This window comes from Streptomyces tirandamycinicus (assembly GCF_003097515.1).
GTDB classification, from domain to species: domain Bacteria; phylum Actinomycetota; class Actinomycetes; order Streptomycetales; family Streptomycetaceae; genus Streptomyces; species Streptomyces tirandamycinicus.
In genome coordinates, this window is record NZ_CP029188.1 from 1,194,719 (window position 1) to 1,219,716 (window position 24,998).

Consider the following 24,998-nt stretch of genomic DNA (forward strand, 5'->3'; position numbering starts at 1 on the left):
CTGAATGGTTTTTGAGACCGGTTCAGATCGGCGGCATCTCATGGAACGCGGAAAGTGCACGGAAGGAAAGGGGCGGGAACATGACCGACCCGCAGGAAAGGCCGCTGCAGGAAGGGCTGCTGCAGGAAGGGCTTCTGCAGGAAGGGCCGCCGGAACCAGGGCCGAGGCCGCCGGAGCCGGGACCGCTGCCGTGGGACACGACCGGCGACGCGGGTGTGCGGCGGGCGGACGTCGCGATCCTGCCGATCGGCAGCTTCGAGCAGCACGGCCCGTATCTCCCCCTGGCCACCGACACGTTGATCGCGTGCGCGATCGCCCGGGAGGTCGCCGCCGCGTACCCGGTCCACCGGTTGCCGCCGCTGACGTTCTCCTGTTCGCACGAGCACTCCGCCTGGCCGGGGACCGTCAGCATTTCCGCCACGACGCTCTGTGCCGTGGTGCGGGACATCGCCGAATCGCTCCGCCGTTCCGGCGTCCGGAATCTCGTACTGGTCAACGGGCACGGCGGAAACTATGTGCTGCGCAACGTGGTTCAGGAATCCCTCGGTACCGGTACCCGTATGGCGCTTTTCCCGGGATCGGCCGACTGGGGTGCCGCGCGCGAACGCGCCGGCGTGGAGACACCGTCGCACAGTGATATGCACGCGGGTGAAGTGGAGACCTCTATTCTTCTGCACGACTGTCCCGAACTCGTACGCCCCGGTCATATGACCTCCGATTTCCTCGCCGACGACCGGGAGCATTTGCTCACCGTCGGTCTGCGCCCCTACACGGACACCGGTGTGGTCGGCCGGCCTTCCCTGGCGTCGGCCGAGAAGGGTAAGGAATTGCTCGCCTCTCTCACCGGCTCCTTCGGCGGGTACTTCTCGTTGCTGGTGCCGGAACGTTCCGCCGGCCCGGCCGGGGAGGGGGCCCGATGAACGGCCTTCCCACCGGCCGGCCGGCCGGCGCGCTCGACGCGCGGGGCGCCTGGGAGCGACTGCTGGCCATACGGACCGGGGCGCAGGCCGAGGCCGCCGGACTGCGCCGCGACGGGCACGGGCGCTACCGGTGGAGGGACGGTGCCTCCGCCGGGGCGGACCTCCTCGCCGAGCGCTATCTGCCGCTCTGCCTGGCCGGCCCCCGCTTCACCTTCGCCCAACTCGGCCAGAGCCTCGACGGGTTCATCGCGACCCGCAAGGGCGATGCCGACTACGTCACCGGCCCCGAGGACCGCGAACACCTGCACCGGCTTCGGGCGCTCTCCGACGCGGTGGTCGTCGGCGCCGGGACCGCCGTCGCCGACGACCCGCGGCTGACGGTCCGGGCCTGCCCCGGCCCGCACCCGGTGCGGGTGGTCCTCGACCCGCACGGCCGGGTCCCGCCGACACGGGGGCTGTTCACCGACGGCGCGGCCCCCACCCTGTGGGTGGTCGGCGCGGGCAGCGGGCCCGGGCGGGACCTCGCGGACGGTTCGGCCGCCGCCGGCGTGGACGTACTGGTCCTGCCCGACACCGCCGCGTTCGCCCCCCGCCGGCTGGTGCACGAGCTCGCGCGCCGGGGACTCGGCCGGGTGCTCGTCGAGGGCGGCGGGGTGACGGTGTCCCGCTTCCTGCACGAGGGCGCCCTGGACCGGCTGTACGTCACCGTGGCGCCGGTGCTGATCGGCGACGGGGTGCCGGGTCTCGCGTTCCCCGGACCCGACGTGATGCGGGACGCGCTCAGGCCGCCCGTGCGCCGCGCCTTCCTCGGCGAGGACACCCTCTTCGAACTCGACCTGCGTGCGGCGCGGTCCGGCGAGCCACTGGACGGCGAGCACGGCGGCACCGGGAAGGGCGGCGGCGAAGGCCAGTAGCCCGTAGGCCACGGCAGTGCTCAGCCCCTGGGCACTGCCCAGGCCCGCGGCTCCGAAAGCCCAGGCCGTGACGCCCTCCCGGGGTCCCCAGCCGCCCACGTTCAGCGGCAGCGCCATCGCGAGCAGCGCCAGGACCATCAGCGGCAGCAACTCGGCCGCGGCGGCCGTCGATCCGGCGGCCCGGGCGGCGAGGAGGAACATCCCGAGATGCCCCGCCAGCACCGCGACGGACGAGACCAGCACCCCGGGGCCGTGGCGCCGGCCGAGGTACGCCACCCGTACCTCGGCCAGGGTGCCGCGGACCGCGCGGCCCCACCGCGAGGCGGCGGGCCTGCCGCGGCGCCGCACGGCGACCACGGTCACCAGGGCCGCGGCGCCCGCGAGAACCGCGGCCGCGCCGGGCGTCACGACGACGTCCCGGAGGGCGCCGGCGGCCCGGGCCGCCGGCGCGGACGGGTGCGCCACCAGCAGAACGGCACCGACGGCCACCAGGACCGCCTGCCCCGCCACCCGTTCGAGGACGACCGCGCGCACCCCGCGGCCCACCGCGCCGGCACTCCGCCCGTGCCGCACGGCCCGGTGCACATCTCCGGCCACCCCGCCGGGCAGTGCGGCGTTCAGGAACAGGGAGCGGTAGTAGTCGGCGACGGCCGGGGCGAGCGCGAGCCGGATGTCCAGCGCCCGCGCCACCAGGCACCAGCGCCATGCGCTCAGCACCGTGGTGAACAGCCCGATGCCCAGAGCGGCCAGCAGCGTGGGCGCGTCGATGCCGCGTATGCCGTCGACGAACGCTCCGGTGCCCTGCCACCACAGCGTCGCCGCGACCAGCGCCGCCCCGGCGAGCATGCCGAGACGCCTCCGGGCCGCCCCGGCCGCGGGGCGCCGCGCGGCCGCCAGGACGCGCCCGATCGCCGGGAACCCGATCGCCGGGAACCCGATCGCCGGGAACCCGATCGCCGGGAACCCGATCGCCGGGAACCCGATCGCCGGGAACCCGATCGCCGGGAGCCCGCTCCGGCGGTGCCCCCGGTCACGCGGTGCCCTCCGGTCGGACGGTGTTCCCCGGCCAGGCGATGCCCCTCCGGCCGGGCGTTGTCCTCCGGTCGGATGGTGTCCCCCGGTCAGGGGATGCCCCGTGGTCAGGGGATACCCCCCGGTCGGGCCGTACTGCCCGAGCGCCGGGCGCCACACGTTCGCGAGGTGCCGTCCGAACCCGAGGTGTCGACGCCATGTCGCCGGGTGCTGCCCGAACCGCGGGTGACGCCCCTTCACGGGCTGGAGGCCGTCCACGGAGTTGCGCCCGTTCACGGAGTTGCGCCCGTTCACGGGGTGGCGCCCGTTCACGGGGTGGCGCCCGTTCACGGGGTGCCGCCGTCTCGCCGGGGCAGCGCCAGTACATCGCTGTGGTGCACCACCACACGCAACTCCCCCGCCTCGCACGCCTCCAGCCGGCGCCGCAGATAGGCGCCGGACCGGGTGGCGAGGTCGGGCCGCTGCTCGCGCGCCGCGCCGACCCAGCCCCGCAGCCACTCCGCCGTCAGCCGCCGCGACAACCGCCCGGCCGGCGCATCGCCGTCACCGCCCGGGGTTCCCGGGTCCGCGGCGGCCCCGGTGGGCGTCCCCGTCCAGGCGCCCAGGCGCCACGGGCTGGTCTGCACCCGCACGGTCATGCCCCGGCGGGCGAAGGCGACGGAGGCCGCCGCGACCGCGTCCGGCCCGAGCAGCCGGCGGCCGTGCTCCTCGCGGCGCTGATGCGCGTTGAAGGCGTCGGTGATCTCGTCGTCCATCGGGTCGGACGGGGCGAGGTCCACCCGCCCCACCACCGACAGCGCCAGCAGCGCCGGGCAGCCGGCCCCGGCGCAGGCCGCGACCAGTCCGTCCAGTTCCTCCCGGGTGAGCAGGTCCAGCAGCGCGGACGCCGTCACCAGCGAGGTGCCCCGGAGTCGTTCCGCCGTCAGCCGGGAGACGTCCCCGCGTTCCGTCGCGACGGTGACGGGGCTGCCGTCCGCGGCCGTACGGGGCAGCCGGGCGGAGGCCAGTTCGAGCAGCCGGGGGTCGTGGTCGTGCAGGATCCAGTGCTGGCGGCCGTCGAGCCGGGGCGCCAGCCAGCGGCCCATCGAACCGGTGCCGCAGCCGAGGTCCCGGATCACCAGCGGGGCGGCCGGCCCGTGCCGGTCCGCCGGAGCCGTGCCGGGCAGGTGGAGCCGCAGCGGCTCCAGCAGTTCGGGTGCGCGGGCCGCGGCGTCGGCGGCCTCCCGCAGCGCCAGCCACTCCGGCGCGAATCGCGCGACATCGGTCGTACTCACACGGCCTCCAGGGGATTCTGCCGGAGCTGTTCCAGTGCCCTGGCCAGGTTCCGGGAGGTCGTCTCCCAGCCGGCCAGTGCGGTACGCCGCCGTCGCGCGGCCGTCTTGGAGCGGTGCCGCTCGCCGGGCTCGGTGAGCCAGCGGCGCAGCGCCGCGGCGAATGCCGCCGGGTCCCCCGGCGGCACGAGCGTGCCGGGCACACTGCCGTCGGGTGCCTGCCCCACGGCTTCCGGAAGCCCGCCGGCGGCCGTCGCCAGCACGGGGACCCCGCGCGCGAGGGCCTCGGTGGCGACCATCCCGTACGTCTCCGTGCGCGAGGCGAGCACGAGGAGGTCCGCGGCCGCGTAGCTCGCGTTCAGTTCGGGCCCCGACCGGGGGCCGGTGAGGTGCACCCGGTCGCCCAGGCCGTGCCCGGCGATCAGCTCCCGGAGCCGGGTGACATAGGCGGGGTCGTGGCCGGTCCCGCCGACGAGTTCGCACGTCCACGGCAGTCCGGCGACCGACGCCAGCGCCTCGACCAGGAGGTGCTGCCCCTTGCGCGGTGTCACGGAGGCCACGCAGAGCAGCCGCGGAGCACCGCCGTCCCGACCGGCATCCGGCCCCGGGAGGGCGGGTGCGCCGGTCGCGGTCCCGGGAGCCAGCGGCGCGACGTCCGCGCCGGGGGCGGCGGTGTGGACCCGGTGTGGGTCGAGCCCGTGGTGCTCCACGAGCCGACGCGCCGCCCACGCGCCGGGCGCCACGACCGCCGCCGCGGAGCGCAGCGTCGTGCGTTCCGCGGCGTCCAGCTCGGCGGCCACGTCCGGGGCGAGACCCGTCTCGTCGCCCAGCGGCAGATGCACCAGTACCGCCAGCCGCAGCCGTCCGGCCTCGGGGAGGACGACGTCGGGGACCCCGCAGGCGACGAGCCCGTCGAGGAGGACCAGGCTGCCGTCGGGCGACTCGCGCAGCACCCGGGCCAGTTCGGCCCGCGGCCCGGCGCCGGGCCGCGGCCACCTGCCGGGGACGGCGTGCTCGTCGACCTGCCAGCCGATCCTGGGGAGTTCGCGGCACATCCGCCGGTCGTAGACGTTGCCGCCGCTCGGCGCGGCCGGGTCGTCCACGCCCCCCGGCATGACGAACCGGACGGTGCGCTGGGGTTCTTCGGCGGCGGTGACGTGCTGGGGACGCAGACCCACGGCGTCCGCTCTCACAGATCCCGCTCGTAACTCGCCCACGCGATGTGCGACTCGTGCAGCGTGACCGAGATGCCGGACAGCCCGCGCGCGCCCTCGCCGAGCGCCCCCGCGTGCACCCGGTCCGCGAGCCGGTCGGCGATGACCTTGGCCAGGAACTCCGTGGACGTGTTGGTCCCGGCGAACTCGGGCAGCTCGTCCAGATTGCGGTAGTTGAACTCGCCCACCACGCCGCCCAGTTCGGCGGTGGCGAGACCGATGTCGACGACGAGGTTGTCGGCGTCCAGCTCGGCGCGGCGGAAGGAGGCGTCCACGAGGTACGTCGCTCCGTGCAGACGCTGTGCGGGCCCGAAGACCTCGCCCTGGAAGCTGTGAGCGATCATCAGGTGCTCACGGACGGTGACGCTGAACAAGGGCGGTGACCTCCCGGTCGTACGGCTCGGCCGCCGGCGGGCGGCCGTGTCCATCAGTACGGCCGGAGAGTACTGCGCGTTCAAAGGCGCAGGTCGTTCCGATCCGGGCTCGGTTGGGGTGTGGTCCGGGCGGGATGCGGGCTCGGTTGGGGTGCGGTCCGGGTCGGATGCGGGCTCGGTTGGGGTGCGGTCTGGACGGGATGCGGGCTCGGTTGGGGTGCGGTCCGGGCGTGGTCGGGGGGCGGTGGCACGGCCACGTGGCGGGACGGTGGCGCGGCGATGTGGCGGGACGGTGGCGCGGCGATGTGGCGGGACGGTGGCGCGGCGACGTGGCGGGACGGAGACGTGGCGACGCGGCCCGGGCCTACGAGGCGTCGTACAGCACCCGGTGGCACAGGCCCGGGAGTTCACCCGCGGCGATCCGGGACATCACCGACGGCAGTTCCTCGAAGGCGCACTCGCCGGTGATCAGCGCGTCGAACACGGGGTCGGCGAGCAGTTCGAGGGAGAGCGCGAGCCGGTCGGCGTAGCTGCGGCGCGAACGACGGGCCTCCGCCACCCGCCCCACCTGGCTGCCGCGCAGGACCAGCCGCCCGGAGTGGAAGGCCTCGCCCAGCGGCACACTGATCCGGCGGTCGCCGTACCAACTCAGCTCCAGCACCGTGCCCTCCGGCGCGAGCAGTTCCAGCGAGCGGGTCAGGCCGGCCTCGGTCGCGCTGGCGTGGACGGCGAGGTCGCAGCCGCCGAGGGCGTTCTCCGGGAGCGCGAAATCGACGCCGAGCGCCTCGGCCAGCGCGGCCCGTGCCGGGTCCGCGTCGACCAACTGCACCCGCACGCCCGGATACCGGGCGAGCAGGGCGGCGACCGAGCCGCCGACCATTCCGGCGCCGACGACCGCGATCCGGTCGCCCAGCAGGGGAGCGGCGTCCCACAGGGCGTTGACCGCGGTCTCCACCGTCCCCGCCAGCACCGCCCGTCCGGCGGGCACCGTGTCCGGCACCGGGGTGACCGCGCTCGCCGGAACGACGTAACGGCTCTGGTGCGGATGGAGGCAGAACACCGTCCGGCCGAGGAGGTCCGCCGGTCCCTCCTCGACGACACCGACGCTGAGATAGCCGTACTTGACCGGGCCGGGGAACTCGCCCTCCTGGAACGGCGCCCGCATCGCCGTGTACTGGCTCTCCGGCACCCCGCCGCGGAAGACGAGGCTCTCCGTGCCGCGGCTCACTCCGGAGCAGAGGCTGCGCACGACCACGTCGCCCTCGTCGGGCTCCGCCAGCCGAACATTCCGAATCTCGCCCTGACCTGGGGAATTGAGCCAGAAGGCGCGTGCGACGCGCTCCATCCGCGACCTCCCGCTGAACACTCCCGCGACGGTTTACGTTCTGAAAATCATGAGACCGCGCACACCGTACGCGGCACTCGTCGACTCTGTCACACATCCGGAGGGTGGTACCGCGGTGGCCCTGATCGGCACCTACGAGGCTCGGCTGCTGCGTCCGGAGACGGCGGCGGGTGCGGGCGGGCTGGCCGTCCTGCTGGTCCTGCTGGACGCGGCGACCGGACTGGGCGCCGCCGGATGGCTGGCGGGCGCGGTGTTCACGGTCGGGGTGTGGACGCTGCTGACGCGGGCTCTGCACCGGTCGTGGCCGCCGAGGCCGTTCGGGCCCGCGAACACGGTCACGCTGCTCAGGACGACCCTCGTCGGCGGGGTGACCGCGCTGGTGGCGGAGTCGTTCGCCAGCGGGCCCCGGACCACCGCGCTGGTCGCGCTGACCGCGGTGGCGCTGGTCCTCGACGCCGTCGACGGCCAGGTCGCCCGGCGCACCGGGACGGAGTCCGCGCTCGGCGCGCGCTTCGACATGGAGGCCGACGCGTTCCTCATCCTGGTGCTCAGCGTCCATGTGGCCCTCTCCCAGGGTCCCTGGGTGCTGGCGATCGGCGCGATGCGGTACGTGTTCGTCGCCGCGGCGCGGACCCTGCCGTGGCTGAACGGCCCGCTGCCGCCGAGTACCGCCCGCAAGACCGTGGCCGCGCTCCAGGGCGTGGTGCTGCTCGCCGCCGCCACCGGCCTTCTGCCGCCCGTCGCCGCCCGGCTGCTCGTCCTCGCCGCACTGGCGGCCCTGGTCTGGTCCTTCGGCCGCGACATCAGGGGCCTGTGGTACGTCGGGGCCCGCGGCGGCGCCCCGGCCACGGGTACTTTCCGGCACCGCTCGGCGGTGGTACGGGGGCGGGCGGACGAGCGGGTCTGACCCGCCGGCCGGGTGAGGGGTGGCGGGCGCGGGGGGCCGGCCACCGGGCCCCGGCCGGTGTGGCGGGGACCCCGGCCGGGGCCGGATGCCGTGGACCGACGGTCTCCGGGGCCGGATGCCGTGGACCGACGGCGTCCGGGAACGGCCGGGGTGCCTTCCCCGCCGGGGCGATTGACGCCGGTTGACCCCGGGCACCCTCCGCGGGTGCGCCCGGCGCGCGTGTGTGGTGTGACGTGTGGCGTGCACCTGTGGCGTGGACGTGTGCTCGGCGCCCGGCACGGGCGCGCCTGTGCGCGCCGTGGGGGGGGGTCGCGGGTCGCGCGCGCGTCGGCCGTCCGGCGTACCGCCCGCCAGGCACGCCGGGTGACGACCGGCCGCACGGACCGGGCCGCCCGCGTTCCCGCTGGTACGGAGGGCGCCTGCGCCGAGTGACCCACGGCGTCGGCGGTATGGGGTGTGGGTGTCCGGACGGGACGGGCGCCCGTGCCGGCCACGGGTCACCGGACGTGACCGCCCCGGGTCGGCTCGGTGCCCACCGCATCGGCGGGCGGGGGGCGGGGGCCTCCGGGCCGGGGACGGGTAGTCCGGCCCCGGTGGACATCCGGGGCGGGGTCACGCATTCACGTACTTCCACGCAGTGAGGCGCCGGGCCCGAGCGCGCTTCCGCGCTGTGAGTCACCCGGCCCGAGCGGGCTTCCGCGCGGTGAGGCGCCGGGTCTGACCGGTTCGACCGGCCTCCGCGCGGCGAGGCGCCGGGCCCTGGCGGGCTTCCGGGCCCGCACCGGCGCGTCCTCAGCCCCCCGTCGCCGACGCCGCCCCCGGCCGATCCCCGTACGCCAACAGGAACCGGTCGCGGAAGGCGTCCATGGGCCAGACCGGGGCGTCCGGACCGGGCTTCAGGCCCGGGTGCCAGCCCCAGCCGGAGATCCGGTCCAGCACGGCCGGATCGCGGGCGAGGATCGTGACGGGCACGTCCCGGCCGAGTCTGTCCTCCGTGACCGTGGACACCGGCTGGTGGTCGCCGAGGAACACGAGCACGGTGTCCTCGTCGCCGTACCTCTCCACGTACGAGATGAGGGTCGTCAGCGAGTACTCGATGGAACGCCGGTACTCCGTGCGGACCCGCGACGGGTCCTTCCACACCTCCTCGGGGTCCTCGCCCTCCTTCTCCACCGAGTCGTAGACGGACCCGTCGCCGATCTCGTCCCAGCCGAGCGTCCTCGGAATCGGCGCCCACGGGTTGTGGCTCGACGCGAGGACGATCTTCGCCATCATCGGCCCGCGTCCCGGCTTCCCGTGCTCCAGGCGCTCGAACGCGGACAGGCTGTACTGGTCCGGTACCGGAGTCCAGCTGAACTTCGGCCCCTTGTAGCCCATGCTGCGTGAGTCGTAGACGTGGTCGAGGCCGTAGAACTTCCCCTCCGGCCAGGACCGGGTGACGCCGGGCATGATGCCGACCGTGCGCCAGGCCCCCGTCTTCCGGAAGGCACCGGTGAGCGTCATCCGGTCGCCGGAGGTGAGGGTGCGGTACCGCTGCTGGTTCTTGATCCACAGGCCCGAGTTGAAGGTGGAGTGCGCCAGCCAGCTCCCGCCGCCGTACGTCGGGGAGGTGAGGAACCCGCTTCGGGAGGACCAGCCGCCGTCGCGCAGCCGGCGGTCGGCGTCCGCGAGCAGCGCGGAGACCTGCGGCGCGATCTCCGGGTCCTGGATCGCGCTGCGCCCGTAGCTCTCGATGAAGGCGAAGATCACGTCCTTGCCGCGCAGTCCGGTGAGCAGCCGGTCGGCCGGCAGGTCGGCGTAGTCGTCGTCGGCGGCCTCCCGGGCGAACTCCTCCTTGTCCCGCAGCCCGGCGCGCACCTGCTGCACCCGGTCCTGGAGGAACTCGGCCGAACTGCCGGCGGCGACGGGCACGGCCGTGTTCCGCACACCCAGCGCGGCACACACGACCCACACGGTCCCGACCACGAGCGTGGCTCCCACGGCCGCGGCGCTGTGACGTGCCAGGACGCGGTTCAGCCGAACGGACGCCCAGGTCATGAGAGCGATCAGCAGGACGACGAGGACGAGGGCTCCGGCCACGACGCCCATCGCGCCCGCCGGGCCGATGGAGTCCTGGAGGAACGACTGGCCGTAGTCCAGCAGGATCCAGTCGAGCACGAGGTCGAAGGGCCGCTTGTAGACGGAGTCGAACCCCAGGTCGAGCAGCTTGAGCACGACCAGCAGGCCCAGACCCGCACCCGCGAGCGCCGGCACGGCGCCCCTCACCCGGCCGGGCCCGCCCGGCCCCAGGAGCAGCAGTACGGCGACGCCGCAGATCGCCTCCACCGGGATGCGCAGGAACACGGGTGCCGTGAGATGCCCGAGCTTGGTCGGCAGAAGCAGCGCGGCGAGGACGACCACGGCGGCCAGGGCGGTGGCGCCATGGCGGAGCACGCACGCCAGGGCCGGATGCCGGCCCCGCCGAGTGCCGGGTTCGGAGGCCGCGGCACGGCCGTCTTCACCGTCGGGGCGGGCGCACGCGTCCAGGGCGCCGTCGGCCCGGGTGCCGTGCGCGCCGCCCTCACTCGCGGCGTCCCGAGCGGTGCCCCGGTCTGCGTCCCGGTCTGCGTCCCGGTCTGCGTCCCGAACGGTGCGCCGGCCCTGGTCTTGACCCTCCCCCCGCCCTTCCTGCCGGCTTTCCCCCAGTCCTGGCTCCTGCCCTTGTTCCTGCCCTGGCTCCTGACCCTCCTCCTGACCTACGTCGTGAACGGTGCTCGACCGGTGCCCGGTCTTCTCCGCCCCAGCGCCGCCGCCCGGGCGGTCCTCCCGGGGGCCTTCCCGGGACCCGTCGGGCGCGAGCCGGTCGACGGCGTCCGTGCCACTGCTCGTACCACCGCTCGTGTCACCGTCCGTCGGGGTCTCCGCGGCCGGAGCCGCGGCCTGGGCCGGCAGCCGGCCAGAACGTGTCCAGAGCGCCACCCGAAGGTCCTTCCGCGCGGGGCCGTTGATCGGCATGACGACAGAGGCCGCCATGCCCGCGACTACCTGTACGGCCCGTCGACGTGATCAGTTCAAGCGCCGGGCTGCCTGCGGGCGACATCGCATCGCGATGGCCGGGTCCGGAGCAACCCTCGGCCGCGTCCACGGCGCCCCTGCGCCGCCTTCGCCCCACCGCGTCCACGCCGCCCCTGCGCCGCCTCCCACCGGCCAGTCGGCGGGGGTGGTCCGGACATCTGCCGGATGGTCCGCCCCGGCGGCCGTGGCCGACGCTGGAGCACATGAGGCCCGACGCACAGCAGGCCGTGCCGCCCGCCGCAGCCGCGGTGGACGGCTCCCGTACGCACGTGCCGCCGGCGGACCGGTTCCTCGGGATGGTCCTCGTCCGCCCCCGCGTGGTCCACGGCACGTCCTCGGCCCGCGCGGGCCACGTCCCGGCCGTTCGCGTACCTGCCGCGCCCGGCCACCCGCACCCGCTGGTCAGCTGACCGGCGGCAGGGGTCCGGCGCGGTCCGCCGGACCCGGAAGGAGGTCGGTCGTCATGACGGTCCGCCTGACGTTCCTCTGCGCGGCCGCGGGGGGCCGCGAGACCGCCGGGGACGGCATCCGGGGCATGCGGAACACGGTGCTCGGCGACGGGCTCCCGAGTGAGCGCGTCCTGCGGGACGCGGGCGCCGCCAGGGCGTCCCTGCCTCCGTACCTGCCCTCCCTGCGGGCGCCGTCGGCGCGGTGCGCGACCGTCGCCGCCGCCCTCGGCCTGGAACCCGAGGTCGAGCCCCTGCTGCGCGACATCGACTACGGCGCCTGGCGCGGCCGTACCGTCGAGGAGGTCGCGGCCGCCGATCCCGACGGCTACTCGGTCTGGCTCCGGGACCCGGACGCCACGCCGCACGGCGGTGAGTCCGTACGCAGGCTGTGCCGACGTACCGCCGACTGGCTGGACGGCCTCCCCGCGGACACCGGCCGCGCCCTGGTGATCGCCGAGGAGACGGTCGTACGGGCCCTGCTCGTGCACGTCCTCTCGGCACCGGCCCGGGCCTTCTGGCACCTCGACGCCCCCGCACTGTGCACGATCTCGTCCCCGGTGCGCGACGGCAGCCGGGCCGTCCGCCCCGACCGTGTCACCGGCCGTGTCCCCGAACGGTTCCCCGACCGCGTTCCCGTCCACTGCCCTCCCGGCCCGGGTGCCTGGGCTGTCTCCGGAGTGGCGGACGTCCCCGCCGTCGTCCGGCACGTCGGGGCCGCACGGGCGACGGAGGCGAGGAGTGCCGCCCGTGCCGCACGGCGCAGGATCGTCACCAGTACGCGTCCGGGTGCCGACCGGACCGACGTGGGCGCGGCCGGGTGGGTCCCGCGGCCGCACCGCCACGTCGCCGCGGCCGCGGGACCCACCCGGCCGCGGAGGCTGCCGCCCGCCAGACACCGGCCCGTGCCCGGTCGGTCCTGAAGCCGCGGCCGCCGGCCGCTTCCCCGGCCCGTGCCTATCGGGCGCCGCTCACCACCGGCCGCGACGCCCGGTGGACCCCGGCCGCCTCCGCCGGGTACAGATCGCGGTGAACAGCCCGGGCCACCTGCTCGATCGTCTCCATGCCGTAGCCGTATCCCACTTCGGGTGAGGCACCCTCGGGCACCCTGTTGTTCTCGGTCATCACCACGAGCCCGTAGTCGTAGGAACGCCCGGTGATCGCGCTCATGCTGTGGACCTTCCAGTCCCCGCGGTCCCAGGAGTTCCTGACCCCTTTCTCGGACCGCTGCAGCCATCCGTTCTTGACCTGGACGACGGCGTCGGACGGAGCGCCCGCCGGCGTCCCCCAGCGCTGGTCGTCCTCCACCTCGCGCATCAGACGCAGGATGTAGGCGCGTTCCGCGGAGCCGAGCACGGACCCGTCGGCCCCCGTGAGCAGTTGAAGCAGCTTCACCTGCTCGCGTGCGGTGATCTGCGTCAGCCCCATGAAGCCGGCGGCGTTCAGGTTCGTGTCCTCCAGCCCCGCCTCGTCCAGGAAGTCCTGGATCCTTTCCTTCCCGAGCAGGTCCCACAGGGCGTAGGTCGCGTCGTTGTCCGAGTTCACGATCATCTCCCTGGCCAGGGACCGCTCCTTCCCGGACAGGTCGGTGCCCCTGGCCAGGAGCAAGGCGCCGAGGACGATGGGCTTGACGGTGCTGGCTGAGTCGTAGTGCACATCGGCGCGGTAGGTGCACGAGGTGCGGGACGTACGGTCGTAGAGCGCGATCGAGACCCGACTCGACCTCTTGTCGAGCGACTTCACCATGTGCCGGACCAGTGTGTCCGCCAGTCCGGGCCTGCCGGAGGTGCATTCGACGATCCGGCCCTTGAACCGCTGTGCCGCGTGCTCCGCCCTGGGAGCGTGCGGGGAGCCGCCCTTCGGGACGAGCGGGATCACGGGGTTGAGGGCGACCGCGAGGACAACAACCCCGAACACGGCCAGCGATGTGACCTTGCCGCGTGCCAACGCTCCTCCTCTCCGCGCCCGTCCGCGGTGGTGGACACGGCGCCGCCACCGTCGCCCGGCACTCTCGGGGAGCCGTCCGGTACCGGTCGGAACATCCCATGGATCGCCGTTTGTGGGCTGACGCTACAAGCGAGTACCGAGCCATGCCCGCCGGACCGGCCAATTGGTGTACGACGCCTTCCCCGGGCGCCCGAACAGGGGACGAAACGGAACCCGGCCACAGACCGGCGCCCCGGTGGGACGCCGGGCGCTCGGCCCCCATCGCAGGACGCTGCGCCCCGGTGCGCCGCCGCTGGCCACGTGGGCATGGCTGCGGGGCGCGGGCCCCCCGACACGGGTGCAGGCCGCCGGAGCCCCCGTGGGGCGCCGGGCGCACCGGCTGGCGCCGAGCGCGGCCTCTCCCGCGACCCGCCCCGGGCGTCCGTCCCGCGCCAGTCTCCGCCCCACGTCCACCCGGAGGATTCCCCGGTCTGCCCCCGGCCTGCCCCCGGCCGCTCCCCCGACGAGCGGTCCGCGGGAAACCGATTTACGGTCGAGCAGGGGCTGCGTACGAAGCACGCGGAGTCCGGCCGCGCTTGTGACCGGCCGATTCGATCCTCGCCACGACACCGTCAGGAGACGACCCGCCATGGCCACTGCATCCGAGACCCCGGTACTGGACACCCTCGCCGCGATGACGGTCGACTCGATCGAGCGGTGCGGACTGACGCCGGACATGTTCATGCTCACCCGCATCGCCGCGCTCGCCGCGTCGGACGCTCCACCGATCTCCTACGTCGCCCATATCGACCCCGCTCTTCAGGCCGGTATGACCGCCGAGCAACTGCAGGACGTACTGGTCGCCATCGCTCCCATCGTGGGCACGGCACGCGTCATGACGGCCGCCGGGAACATCGCCAAGGCGCTCAGCATCGAGATCGCCGTCGCCGAGGCCGCCGCCGCGGCCCAGGCCGAGGCGTAGAGGCACAGCCCGGGCTCCCGCTCCCCGGTCGCGCCCGGCCTTCCCCCTATGAAGGCGGACCAGAAGTGATGTGGGCTTCCGCCGCTGTCGCTCCGGGGCGGCGCGCAAGCGTCTCCTCTCAGCGCCTTCCCTGGCGGGCGGCTGCCAGGAGAGCGCGCTGATAGCGCACTCCTTTGCGGGTGAGCAGGAACAGGCCGAGGGCCGCGGCGAGCAGGCCGATCATCTGCGGCAGCGGAATGACGACGATCCGAGCAGTCCTCGTGACCGACGTTCCGTTGCCTGTCGCCAGAGTCACCGATGCCGTGCAGAAGCAGAACAGCGGAGGGTCGGGCCACTGGGCCGTCACGGTCCGCCGGGAGTTGCCCAGGACTGTGAACTCGGGGAAGGCCAGTCGGTCGTTGCCCACCTCGGCGACGATGCGCTGGGACCCGGTGTAACTGCGATGCACATTACCGGCGTTGCGGATGGGGAGGGTCAGCCGGACGGGCCCCCAGAATGCGACGCGCGGTGCCCGGATCCCCTTCGCGACGATCCTGTGGGTGGCTCTGCCGGGTACGTTGATCAGGAACTGGCTGGCCAGCGCACCGGCCACCTGGACGTTCCCCGGTGCGGGCTGCGGCTGCGTCTTGAACAGGACCCCGACGTACCGCTCGCCCGGTTCCGGCCGCTCGGGGACCGTGACATCGACCCGGACCTCCTTGGTTTCCCGGGGCCCCAGACGGAACGACGACGGACTGACGGCGATCCAGGAGGCCGCCGAGACGGGTCCCGGCGGGTGGAAGTCGATCCGCCCGTCGGTGGTTTGATCGAACTCGGCTCGCTCCGTGTCGATGCGCTGGGGGGACGAAGTGCCGTTCACCACGTGGACGATGCGGTGATGGCGCCGGGCGGTGGAGGGAAGCACGGTGCGAGCCGGCCACACGGTGAGGGAGATGGGCTCGTCGGCCCGTGGCGCGGCCCGGCTGGGCTCGGAGGCGGCGGCCGGCAGGGGAATCAGGGCGATGGCCAGCACGCCGGCCACAAGGCGCCGGGATCGACGCGTCCCTCGCCTGAGGGCGACCAGTGAGACCATCTACTTGGTGGCGGCGGTGTAGACGAGGGTGGTGCGGTACGAGTCCGAGCGCACGTTCGGGATGTGCACGCGGAAGTCGGTGGAGAAGTCGTCTCCCCCGGGGGCCGAGGGGCCGTCCACGTTCCGGGTGACCTGGTGGGTCGTCGTCATGGGTACCCACAGTGTCTCGCCGCTCGGACGGAACTCGAGCCTGGAGATCGGGATCACGTCGGGGTTCGCCGGATCCTGCGGCTGCAGAGCGGCCTCCGTGGAGCGCCCGCCGACCGTGTAGCCGCCGGCGTTGTTCGTGGTGACCGAGAAGGAGATGGCGTTGAGTTCGGTGACCGTGGTGTTGGGCGGACCGCTGAGGGTGAACGCATCGGTGTGTACGGTCAGCGAGATCGCGGAGGCGACACTCACGTTCGCCTGCACGGTGTCGCTCGCCTCGTCCGCGTGTGCGGTCCGGTTGCCGGCCGCGGCGGCGACCAGGCCGCTGGCGGCGAGGAGGACGGCTCCAACCAGGGGCCTGGCACTGAGGCGGATCCACCGCTGCGTCATCGCTCAACCACCTGTTTCGGCCTCACCGTCGTCTTCTACCGTGATTAAGACATTTCAGCACTGGGTGGCCGGCGAAGGAGCGGTCGGGTCCCGCGCGTTTCACCCACCTGGAGCCGTGGGCGGTGCCTTCGGTGGACTCTGTTCCCCCTGGGTGTTGAGGCTGACGGACCGCGCCCATTCGCGGGGTCACTCGGTGACCCGTCACCCGGGAGGCCGTGCCGATCGCGGCGTCACCGCGTGGTGGCCGTGTACGTCAGGATGACGCGGTAGGTGTCGGACCGCACGAACGGGATGCTCACGCGGTAGTCGGTGCTGAGGTTGTCGCCCCGCGGAGCGGAACGTGTGTCCTGAGCGTGGACGGTGACGGCGGAGCTGCTGCTCAGCGGCTGAAACGTCGCCGTTCCCGTCTTCCTCACGGCGAGTCGGTCCACCGGGATCCGGTCCGGGTTGCCACCGCGGGCGGGCCTCATGGCGGCGCTGTCGGCACGCACGCTGACGCTGTAACCGTCCGGATCGGGTGTGCGCACCGTCAGGGTCACGGCTCCCTCGCGGAACACCACCTGGTTGGGCGACCCGGCGAGAGTGAAGCCGGGGGTGAGATCGGACATGGTGATCGGTTGCTGCCGCAACGCCGCCGATGTTCCGGTATGTGGTGCGTGTGACGACTCTGCGGTCGCGGCCCCGCCGGACACCACCACCATCAGTCCTCCGGTGGTGAGCACCACACCGAGTGCCTTCTCCACCGCGTCAGGCCAACTCAGGGGACTCAGCGCAGCCTCCTACCCTCACGCTCCCGGCCGTCCCGGCCGGTCGGCGACGACGACGCAGAGGTCAACGCCTCCGGTGCCAGAAGGACACGACGGCGCCGCGTCTGCCGAGGCCTCTGCTGGTGCACCTTCTGGTGCGGCGTCGGGTGGAAAACGCGGCGCCGGAGAGCCAGAAGCCGACTCGCCGTCATTCCGCCTACTTCGGCCCGGCGGATCGCGAGGAGTCGGCCATCGTCGCGGACCGCGGCACCGCGACGGACACCGAGTGCTTCAGAGATTCCTCGCGGACGTCGTCCCTGTCGACGGTCAGGAGTCGGGTCCTCGATGTCGGCCGCGAGCCGTGCTGATCTACCAGCACTCTGATCCTGAGCGTCAGCCGGAGGTCGCGGGCGGCCTCGACAAGCTCGCGCGGGCCGCCCGCCAGAAGGGCCGTGATCAGCCTTCTAGTGCGGTGGCACGGGACGCTTGGACAGGTCCAGACGACAACAAAGCCCCGGGCCGGTGGCCTGGGGCTTCTGTCTGGAGCGGGTGACGGGAATCGAACCCGCGCTCTGAGCTTGGGAAGCTCATGTTCTACCATTAAACTACACCCGCGTAGCGGCTTCGTTGATCAATGCCGCAGCGTTGCACACTGTACCTCATAGAGGGCCCCCGGTGTATCGCGCCGGGGGTCCTTCGTGCATGTCCGGCAGTCCGGCCGGGGTCGTCGCAGGGCTTCCGGCACCGGTCCGTCAGGCCGGCGTCGCGAATGGGTACGGCCCGCGGCGCCTCGACGGCGGCCCGGCGAAGCCCGGCCGCGCGGAAGCCGGAGCGGGCGTCCGTGGTAGTGGGTCGCGGGGTGTTCGTGGAGTGCCCGGAGTGGCTGCGGCATGGAGAGGCGGGGCGTACATTTGCAGCGGAGTGCCACGTGGAGTGCTGTCCTGTTGATCCCCTAATGTGGCGGTCTCGTCCATGCTTGTTGGGGAAGGGACTTGATGCAGCCGATGGACTCCAAGGACTCGAGGGATCAGGGCGGTTCACTCGCTCGCACCGTCGTCCGCTGTGCCGAGGGGCACGTCTTCACCACCTCGTCGTTCCCGATGCAGCAGCTCGGTGCCGGACGGATCGGGCCCGGACGGCTCATCCGCTGTCCCCGGTGCGCGCGGCTGCGGCAGGCCGTCCCCGTGGCGCTGCAGAAGAGCTGACGGGCGAGCGCCGGGTTCCGTGCGGGTGCCCGGCGCAGGGCCGTGCCCGGCCGGGGTGGGCGTGGCGATCCCTCCGCGGCCGTGGGGGAGGCCGGGGCGCGCACCGCAGAGAGTAGAGAAGCGGGGAAGCGGGGAAGCGGGGAAGCAGAGAAGCAGGGAAGCAGAGAAGCCGAGCGCGTAGAGGCAGAGAGCGGCGCGAGGGGCGGGGCGCGTGGGATCCGCCCGATTGGGGCGGGCCCGCGCGCTCTGCGTATCCTCGGGGCGTGCTTCTCTCAGACAAGGACATCCGGGCCGAGATCGACGCGGGACGGGTGCGCATCGCCCCGTTCGACGATTCGATGGTGCAGCCCTCGAGCATCGACGTGCGTCTCGACCGCTTCTTCCGGGTGTTCGAGAACCACCGCTACCCCCATATCGACCCCGCCGTCGAGCAGGCGGACCTGACGCGGCTGGTCGAGCCGGAGGGCGACGAGGCGTTCATCCTGCATCCCGGCGAGTTCGTGCTGGCGTCGACGTACGAGGTCATCACGCTGCCCGACGACATCGCCTCCCGCCTGGAGGGCAAGAGCTCCCTCGGCCGGCTCGGCCTGGTCACCCACTCCACGGCCGGTTTCATCGACCCCGGGTTCTCCGGACACGTCACGCTGGAGCTGTCGAACCTCGCCACCCTGCCCATCAAGCTGTGGCCGGGTATGAAGATCGGGCAGCTGTGCATGTTCCGGCTGAGCTCGCCGGCGGAGCACTCGTACGGTTCCGAGAAGTACGGATCCCGCTACCAGGGGCAGCGGGGGCCCACGGCCTCGCGGTCGTTCATGAACTTCCACCGCACGCAGGTGTGAGGGCCGGTGCGCGATGAGTGAGATACGCGAGAACCTCAGCTACGAGACGTTCGGCGTCGCGATCCGCGAGCTCGCGCAGACGATCGCCGACGACGGTTTCGAGCCCGACGTCGTCCTGTCCATCGCGCGCGGCGGTGTCTTCGTCGCGGGCGGGCTGGCGTACGCGCTGGACTGCAAGAACATCCACCTCGTCAACGTGGAGTTCTACACCGGCGTCGGCACGACCCTCGAGATGCCGGTGATGCTCGCGCCGGTCCCGAACGTCATCGACTTCTCCGACAAGAAGGTCCTGATCGCCGACGACGTCGCGGACACCGGCAAGACCCTGAAGCTCGTCCACGACTTCTGCGTGGACCATGTGGCCGAGGTGCGGTCCAGCGGTCCGCCGTCGTCTACGAGAAGTCGCAGTCGCTGGTGAAGTGCGAGTACGTGTGGAAGCGCACGGACGACTGGATCGACTTCCCGTGGAGCGCCCTGCCTCCGGTGCGCGGGCCGAAGGGCCACCGCACGCCCCCGGCGGGCACTCCGTAGCCCTCCGGGAGGACGCGGGCACACGGCGCCCGGCCGCAGCGCGCACGGGGCCCGGCGCGCGGGGCACGGGGGTACCGCCCGGCACCCCGCCGTGCGCGCGCCACCGTAGATCGGCGAAGTCCGTTACGGGAAGCCCGAGTTGGTGTCCGGCCGCGGGGCCGCGCCCACCGTGCCGTCGTCTACCCTGGTGGCCAGTCAGCCGACCCACGCAGAGAGGGCGCCCCCGTGTCCGATGACGCACAAGCGGCCAGTGCCGAGATCCGGGCGCGGATCGACACGAGCAAGCCGCACTCCGCACGGTTCTGGAACTACTTCGTCGGCGGCAAGGACCACTACGAGATCGACCGCGAGATCGGGGAGCAGATCAAGGAGATCTTCCCCGGGCTCGTCGACGTGGCGCGCACCAGCCGCCACTTCCTCGGACGCGCGGTGCGCCATCTCGCGGGGGAGCAGGGCGTCCGGCAGTTCCTCGACGTCGGTACCGGTCTGCCGACCGCCGACAACACCCACGAGGTGGCCCAGCGGGTGGCCCCTGACGCGCGGATCGTCTACGTCGACAACGACCCGCTGGTCCTCACCCACGCCCGCGCCCTGCTCACCAGCACCCCCGAGGGTGCGACGGCCTACGTCGACGCCGACATGTACGAGCCGGACGCCGTCCTGGAGGCGGCCGCCAAGTCCCTGGACCTCACCGAGCCCGTCGCCCTGGTGATCCTCAACACCCTCGGCCATGTGTCGGACTACGACCGGGCGCGCGGGATCGTCTCACGGCTGATGGCCGGTCTGCCGTCCGGCAGCTTCCTGGTGGTCAGCGACAGCACCGCCACGAGCGCGGGCATGATCGCCGCGTCGGAGGCGTACAACGCCAGCGGTGCCGTCCCGTACCACGTACGCGCCGTCGAGGGGATCGCCGGGTTCTTCGAGGGCCTGGACCTGGTGGACCCCGGCATCGTCCAGGTCACCCGGTGGCGTCCGGACGCCGACGGCGCACAGGGCGAGCCGGCGGACGTGGACGCCTACGGCGGGGTGGGGCGCAAGCCCTGACCCTCCCGGCCGTGCCCGGGACCGTTCGCGAGGTCCCGGCGATCCGGACGGTACTGCGGCCCCCGCCGTGCGCGGCGGGGGCCGTGAGCATCCTGCGGACCGGTGGCCGCGTCCTGCGGTCCGGCGTCCGCAGCCGGAGGGCCGGTCAGATCGTGCCCAGCTTGATGATCGCGAGCAGCGCGATCAGCTGCAGCGCCGAGGCTCCGAGCGCCTTCGGCCACGGCAGGTCGTGCGACTTGCTCACCATGGACGTGAACAGCGCCGCCGCCGCCAGCCAGGTGACCCAGCCGACCATCTGCACCAGGGAGTTCTCGCCGCCCAGGAAGAGGGCGACGAGCAGTCTCGGCGCGTCCGTGAGGGACATGATCAGCATGGACAGGCCCACCGTCGGCTGCCACGCCCCGTCGCCGCCGAGTTGCCGGGCCAGGGTGTGGGTGACCGCGCCGAGGACCAGACCGCCGAGGACGAAGCCGACGCCGGTGACGACGACGGACGTGAGGACGGTCGCGAACGGCGCGCCGATCGCCTCCTCGCGCGTCTGGTCGAATCCGAAGATCGCGAGCAGGCCGTAGAGGAACGTGACGCTCAGCGCCGGGCCCCAGACCGGGTGGTCCCGCATCTGGAGGAAGGTCGGGCCGGGGCGCAGCACGATGCCGCTGAGCAGTTGCTTCCAGTGCAGGCGCGGGCCGGACGGGACGGGTGCGGCGCCGGCGTGGTACGTGGAGCCGTCGCCGTAGGGGTCCTCGCCGATGCTGAAGGCCCGGGTGTGCCCGGGGTTGTCGGCGTACGGGTCGGCTCCGTGCCCGCCGCCGTGGTGACCGCCCGGCTGCCGGCCCTGCTGGTACGGGTCACCGAAGTACTCGGGCTCGCCGTGCTGCGCCTGGCGTCCGTGTCCGTGCCCGTGTCCGTGCCCGTAGCCCTGCCCGCCGTGTCCGCCCTGGCCACCGCCCGTGTTGCGGGGCCACTGCTGCTGCGGGGGGTACGAGGGCGACGCCTGGCCGCCTCCGGGGCCGTACGGCTGTCCGTACGGCGGAGGGGGCGCCTGCTGCGGTTGTTGTTGCGGGGTGCGGTTGTTGTCCCGGCCGCGTCCGATCCTGAATCCAGCCACGCATTCGAACGTACCCGGTCCGGCTGTGTCCGGTGTCCGGGGCCGGGTAACCGGGGGACCTTTGCGGCCGAGCTGTGACATCCCCTAAGGGTGCCCGGGGCTTCGAGTGCCCGGGGCTCTCCGCGGTTCTGCACCTCCCCGGCCGGGGGGCGAGGCGGCCCCGCGGCCCGGGACCGCTCCGGCGGTGAGCCCTCACGGCCGCCGGGGGCGCGGGAACGACTGACGCCGCGAACGGCTGACGCCGGGAACGGCAGCCTGACGGGAACGGCAGCCCGCCGGGAACGGCAGAAGCGGCCGGTCCTGCCCCCGAGGCAGATCCGGCCGCTTCCCGGCTCACCCGTGCAGACGGCTACTTCACGGGTTGCGGTTCCGGGTCCGGCGAGTCCGCCGGTGCCGAGTCGTCCGCGTCACCGCCGTCGTCCGGCTCCACCGGGGTCTTCACCGAGTCCAGCAGCAGCTGGGCCACGTCGACGACCTGGAGGGACTCCTTGGCCTTGCCCTCGCCCTTCTTGCCGTTGACCGAGTCGGAGAGCATGACCAGGCAGAACGGGCAGGCGGTGGAGACGATGTCCGGGTTGAGGGACAGGGCCTCGTCGACGCGCTCGGTGTTGATGCGCTTGCCGATCCGCTCCTCCATCCACATCCGGGCGCCGCCGGCGCCGCAGCAGAAGCCGCGTTCCTTGTGGCGGTGCATCTCCTGCTGGCGCAGGCCGGGCACCTTGTCCATGATCTCGCGCGGGGGCGTGTAGACCTTGTTGTGCCGGCCCAGGTAGCAGGGGTCGTGGTAGGTGATCAGGCCCTCGACCGGGGTCACCGGGACCAGCCTGCCCTCGTCGATGAGGTGCTGGAGCAGCTGGGTGTGGTGGATGACCTCGAACTCGCCGCCGAGCTGCGGGTACTCGTTGGCGATGGTGTTGAAGCAGTGCGGGCAGGTGGCGACGATCTTCTTCGAGGCCTTCGGCTTCCGCGTGGACTCGTCCGCCTCACCGTCCTCGTCCAGGGACTCGCCGAAGGCCATGTTCAGCATGGCCACGTTCTCCTGGCCGAGCTGCTGGAACAGGGGCTCGTTGCCGAGGCGGCGGGCGGAGTCGCCGGTGCACTTCTCGTCCCCGCCCATGATCGCGAACTTGACGCCCGCCATGTGCAGCAGCTCCGCGAAGGCCTTGGTGGTCTTCTTGGCCCGGTCCTCCAGGGCGCCGGCGCAGCCGACCCAGTAGAGGTAGTCGACCTCGGTGAGGTCCTCGACGTCCTTGCCGACGATCGGGACCTCGAAGTCGACCTCCTTGGTCCACTCGACGCGCTGCTTCTTGGCCAGGCCCCAGGGGTTGCCCTTCTTCTCCAGGTTCTTGAGCATCGTGCCCGCCTCGGACGGGAACGAGGACTCGATCATCACCTGGTAGCGGCGCATGTCGACGATGTGGTCGATGTGCTCGATGTCGACCGGGCACTGCTCCACGCACGCACCGCAGGTGGTGCAGGACCACAGCACGTCCGGGTCGATGACGCCGTTCTCGTCGGCGGTGCCGATCAGCGGGCGCTCGGCCTCGGCCAGCGCGGCGGCCGGGACGTCCTTCAGCTGCTCCTCGGAGGCCTTCTCCTCGCCCTCCATGGTCTTGCCGCCGCCGGCCAGCAGGTACGGGGCCTTGGCGTGCGCGTGGTCGCGCAGCGACATGATCAGCAGCTTCGGGGAGAGCGGCTTGCCGGTGTTCCAGGCGGGGCACTGCGACTGGCAGCGGCCGCACTCGGTGCAGGTGGAGAAGTCGAGGATGCCCTTCCAGGAGAACTGCTCGACCTGGGAGACGCCGAAGACGTCGTCCTCGCCCGGGTCCTCGAAGTCGATCGGCTCGCCGCCCGAGGTCATCGGCTGCAGGGCGCCCAGCGCGGTCTCGCCGGTGGCGTTGCGCTTGAACCAGATGTTCGGGAAGCCGAGGAAGCGGTGCCAGGCCACACCCATGTTGGTGTTCAGCGACACCGTGATCATCCAGATCAGCGACGTGCCGATCTTGATCATGGCGAAGAGGTAGATCAGCGTCTGCAGCGTCGGGACGCTCAGCCCGTCGAAGGCCAGGACCAGCGGGTACGAGACGAAGTACGCGGCCTCGTAGTGGTCCACGTGGTGGATCGCGCCCTCCAGTCCGCGCAGGACGAGGATCGCGAGGCCGATGGTGAGGATGACGTACTCGACGAAGTACGCCTGCCAGGCCTTGGAGCCGGCGAAGCGCGACTTGCGGCCCGCGCGGGAGGGCAGGTTGAGCAGCCGGATCGCGATCAGCACGAGGATGCCGACGACGGTCATCAGGCCGATGAACTCGATGTACATCTCGAACGGCAGGAAGCCGCCCAGCACCGGCAGCGTCCAGTCGGCCACGAACAGCTGGCCGTAGGCCTGGGCGAGCGTCGGCGGCAGCGTCAGGAAGCCGATCGCGACGAACCAGTGGGCGAAGCCCACGATCCCCCAGCGGTTCATCCGGGTGTGGCCGAGGAACTCCTTGACCAGGGTGACCGAGCGGGCCTTGGGGTTGTCGGTACGGCTGCCGGCGGGCACGGGCTGGCCGAGCGTGACGAACCGGTAGATCTGCGCGACGGCTCGGGCGATGAGCGCAACGCCGACCACGGTCAGGACCAGCGACACGATGATCGCGGCGAGTTGCATGGGAGGGCTCCTCGGGCCTGCGCGGGTGGGGAATCGGCACTTACTAAGCGGTAACTTATGCAGTCCGTGCCGAGCGTACCCAGTTATTCCGTCGCACTGTAGCCAGGTGGGCGGTGATCTGCGTCGCTCAGGTGACCCTGAGTGCGGGGCGGGAGCAGGGCCGGGAGCGTGCGCGCGAGGACGGCCAGATCCAGCCCGATCCAATGGTGCTCCACATAGTGCTGGTCGAGAAGCTCCGGTTCGTCCCAGGGGAGGGTGGAACGCCTGCGCAGCTGGGCGGGGCCGGTGAGACCCGGCCGGACGCTCTGCCGCCAGGGGGCTGCGGCGCGGGGGTCCTCCGGGGCCAGGGCCGCCGGGCCGACCAGGGACATCGTGCCCGAGACGACATGGGGCAGCCGGGAGAGCAGGTCCAGTCGCCAGCGGCGGGTGCGCAGCGAGCGGACGGTGAAGGGGTACCCGTGCAGCCCCGTCCTCAGCTCCCGCGCGACGATCCCGCCGGGCGGGCGCCGCAGGGCGAGGGCGCAGGCCGCGGCGGTCAGCAGCGGTGCGGCGAGGGCCAGCAGCAGCGTGCCGAGGGTCAGGTCGAGGAGGCGCTTGGGGTCCGGGGTTCTCGCCGACGCCGCCGACGCCGCCGACGGCCTGGATACCGCCGGCCCCGCCGGCCCCCTCGATCCCGCCGCCGGCCGCGACGGCCACGAGGACCGCGACGGCCACGAGGACCGCGACGGCCACGAGCGCCACGAGGGCCGCGATCTCGCCGGTCCCACCGGTCGTGCCGGTTGCACGGGGCGCAAGGCACTCACCTGGCCGTTCTGTCGCTTCTCGGTCGATACCGGAGGGTTTCTGTCCACTCGGACGCGTCTATGAACCTTTCGCGT

Annotated in this window: 21 protein-coding genes, 1 tRNA gene and 2 pseudogenes; 10 read left to right on the forward strand and 14 right to left on the reverse strand. The window is 72.9% G+C overall.

The window, feature by feature from the left end:
* The first annotated feature begins 80 nt into the window (after positions 1–80).
* Positions 81–920, forward strand: coding sequence for a creatininase family protein (locus DDW44_RS05190; protein WP_108905673.1), 840 nt, complete (start codon positions 81–83; stop codon positions 918–920).
* Positions 917–1,834 carry a RibD family protein gene (locus tag DDW44_RS32580; protein WP_108908731.1) on the forward strand — a complete coding sequence of 306 codons (918 nt, stop codon included), beginning with the start codon at positions 917–919 and terminating at the stop codon, positions 1,832–1,834. The genes DDW44_RS05190 and DDW44_RS32580 overlap by 4 nt, the downstream gene beginning before the upstream one ends.
* Here the strand turns inward: DDW44_RS32580 and DDW44_RS05200 are convergent.
* From DDW44_RS05200 to DDW44_RS05225, 5 genes and pseudogenes are all read right to left on the reverse strand, one after another.
* Positions 1,766–2,680, reverse strand: a pseudogene (locus DDW44_RS05200) (lysylphosphatidylglycerol synthase transmembrane domain-containing protein); the annotation flags it as partial. The gene DDW44_RS32580 and the pseudogene DDW44_RS05200 sit on opposite strands and share 69 nt — an antisense overlap.
* A 512-nt stretch (positions 2,681–3,192) precedes the next feature.
* Positions 3,193–4,140, reverse strand: a complete 948-nt coding sequence (locus DDW44_RS05205) for a methyltransferase domain-containing protein (RefSeq protein WP_108905674.1) — start codon at positions 4,138–4,140, stop codon at positions 3,193–3,195.
* Positions 4,137–5,330: a glycosyltransferase family 4 protein gene (locus tag DDW44_RS05210; RefSeq protein ID WP_108905675.1), complete on the reverse strand. Its 1,194-nt coding sequence runs from the start codon at positions 5,328–5,330 to the stop codon at positions 4,137–4,139. The genes DDW44_RS05205 and DDW44_RS05210 overlap by 4 nt, the downstream gene beginning before the upstream one ends.
* Entirely contained in the window at positions 5,327–5,725 is a 399-nt protein-coding gene (locus DDW44_RS05215) for a 6-pyruvoyl trahydropterin synthase family protein (protein ID WP_017948077.1), read from the reverse strand. The genes DDW44_RS05210 and DDW44_RS05215 overlap by 4 nt, the downstream gene beginning before the upstream one ends.
* Before the next feature lie 364 nt (positions 5,726–6,089).
* Positions 6,090–7,070, reverse strand: a complete 981-nt coding sequence (locus DDW44_RS05225) for a zinc-dependent alcohol dehydrogenase (RefSeq protein WP_108905677.1) — start codon at positions 7,068–7,070, stop codon at positions 6,090–6,092.
* 115 nt (positions 7,071–7,185) lie between these two features.
* Between DDW44_RS05225 and DDW44_RS05230 the strand changes: the two genes are divergently transcribed.
* The gene (locus DDW44_RS05230; RefSeq protein ID WP_108905678.1) at positions 7,186–7,977 is read left to right on the forward strand and encodes a CDP-alcohol phosphatidyltransferase family protein; all 792 of its coding nucleotides are present in this window, start codon (positions 7,186–7,188) and stop codon (positions 7,975–7,977) included.
* A gap of 792 nt (positions 7,978–8,769) precedes the next feature.
* Here the strand turns inward: DDW44_RS05230 and DDW44_RS05235 are convergent.
* A complete protein-coding gene (locus DDW44_RS05235; protein ID WP_108905679.1) occupies positions 8,770–10,410 on the reverse strand; it encodes an alkaline phosphatase family protein in 1,641 nt (546 codons plus the stop codon).
* Positions 10,411–11,234: 824 nt separating this feature from the next.
* On the opposite strand from DDW44_RS05235, the gene DDW44_RS05245 reads away from it, so the two are divergent.
* Together DDW44_RS05245 and DDW44_RS05250 are read left to right on the forward strand one after the other, a co-directional pair.
* Positions 11,235–11,441 (forward strand): hypothetical protein, encoded by a 207-nt coding sequence (locus DDW44_RS05245; RefSeq protein ID WP_027734361.1) that lies wholly within the window; start codon positions 11,235–11,237, stop codon positions 11,439–11,441.
* Positions 11,442–11,494: 53 nt separating this feature from the next.
* Positions 11,495–12,400 carry a histidine phosphatase family protein gene (locus tag DDW44_RS05250; protein ID WP_244223964.1) on the forward strand — a complete coding sequence of 302 codons (906 nt, stop codon included), beginning with the start codon at positions 11,495–11,497 and terminating at the stop codon, positions 12,398–12,400.
* Between the two features lie 34 nt (positions 12,401–12,434).
* Here DDW44_RS05250 and DDW44_RS05255 read toward each other — a convergent pair whose 3' ends face one another.
* Positions 12,435–13,424, reverse strand: coding sequence for a serine hydrolase (locus DDW44_RS05255; RefSeq protein ID WP_108905681.1), 990 nt, complete (start codon positions 13,422–13,424; stop codon positions 12,435–12,437).
* Between the two features lie 628 nt (positions 13,425–14,052).
* On the opposite strand from DDW44_RS05255, the gene DDW44_RS05260 reads away from it, so the two are divergent.
* On the forward strand, positions 14,053–14,385 hold the full coding sequence (locus DDW44_RS05260; RefSeq protein WP_108905682.1) for a carboxymuconolactone decarboxylase family protein: 333 nt from the start codon (positions 14,053–14,055) through the stop codon (positions 14,383–14,385).
* A gap of 118 nt (positions 14,386–14,503) precedes the next feature.
* Here the strand turns inward: DDW44_RS05260 and DDW44_RS05265 are convergent, their stop codons facing one another.
* The 4 genes from DDW44_RS05265 to DDW44_RS05285 all read right to left on the reverse strand — a co-directional run bounded on the left by DDW44_RS05265 (position 14,504) and on the right by DDW44_RS05285 (position 17,355).
* On the reverse strand, positions 14,504–15,397 hold the full coding sequence (locus DDW44_RS05265; protein ID WP_134407513.1) for a fimbrial biogenesis chaperone: 894 nt from the start codon (positions 15,395–15,397) through the stop codon (positions 14,504–14,506).
* Positions 15,398–15,457: 60 nt separating this feature from the next.
* Positions 15,458–15,994 carry a hypothetical protein gene (locus DDW44_RS05270; protein WP_108905684.1) on the reverse strand — a complete coding sequence of 179 codons (537 nt, stop codon included), beginning with the start codon at positions 15,992–15,994 and terminating at the stop codon, positions 15,458–15,460.
* Positions 15,995–16,224: 230 nt separating this feature from the next.
* Positions 16,225–16,737, reverse strand: coding sequence for a hypothetical protein (locus tag DDW44_RS05275; RefSeq protein ID WP_108905685.1), 513 nt, complete (start codon positions 16,735–16,737; stop codon positions 16,225–16,227).
* A 544-nt stretch (positions 16,738–17,281) separates the two neighbouring features.
* Positions 17,282–17,355: transfer RNA gene (locus DDW44_RS05285), tRNA-Gly, on the reverse strand.
* 380 nt (positions 17,356–17,735) lie between these two features.
* On the opposite strand from DDW44_RS05285, the gene DDW44_RS05290 reads away from it, so the two are divergent.
* The 4 genes and pseudogenes from DDW44_RS05290 to DDW44_RS05305 all read left to right on the forward strand — a co-directional run bounded on the left by DDW44_RS05290 (position 17,736) and on the right by DDW44_RS05305 (position 20,359).
* Complete coding sequence (locus DDW44_RS05290) at positions 17,736–17,945, forward strand: hypothetical protein (protein ID WP_018892005.1); 210 nt, start codon at positions 17,736–17,738, stop codon at positions 17,943–17,945.
* 263 nt (positions 17,946–18,208) lie between these two features.
* On the forward strand, positions 18,209–18,784 hold the full coding sequence (gene dcd, locus DDW44_RS05295) for a dCTP deaminase (protein ID WP_017948066.1): 576 nt from the start codon (positions 18,209–18,211) through the stop codon (positions 18,782–18,784).
* Positions 18,785–18,797: 13 nt separating this feature from the next.
* A pseudogene (locus tag DDW44_RS05300) lies at positions 18,798–19,315 on the forward strand (phosphoribosyltransferase).
* A 225-nt stretch (positions 19,316–19,540) separates the two neighbouring features.
* Entirely contained in the window at positions 19,541–20,359 is an 819-nt protein-coding gene (locus tag DDW44_RS05305) for an SAM-dependent methyltransferase (RefSeq protein ID WP_108905686.1), read from the forward strand.
* A 145-nt stretch (positions 20,360–20,504) separates the two neighbouring features.
* Here DDW44_RS05305 and DDW44_RS05310 read toward each other — a convergent pair whose 3' ends face one another.
* The 3 genes from DDW44_RS05310 to DDW44_RS05320 all read right to left on the reverse strand — a co-directional run bounded on the left by DDW44_RS05310 (position 20,505) and on the right by DDW44_RS05320 (position 24,887).
* Positions 20,505–21,467, reverse strand: coding sequence for a Yip1 family protein (locus tag DDW44_RS05310; RefSeq protein WP_108905687.1), 963 nt, complete (start codon positions 21,465–21,467; stop codon positions 20,505–20,507).
* A 349-nt stretch (positions 21,468–21,816) separates the two neighbouring features.
* Complete coding sequence (locus tag DDW44_RS05315) at positions 21,817–24,120, reverse strand: (Fe-S)-binding protein (protein ID WP_108905688.1); 2,304 nt, start codon at positions 24,118–24,120, stop codon at positions 21,817–21,819.
* Positions 24,121–24,203: 83 nt separating this feature from the next.
* Entirely contained in the window at positions 24,204–24,887 is a 684-nt protein-coding gene (locus DDW44_RS05320) for a sugar transferase (RefSeq protein ID WP_108905689.1), read from the reverse strand.
* Positions 24,888–24,998 lie beyond the last annotated feature (111 nt).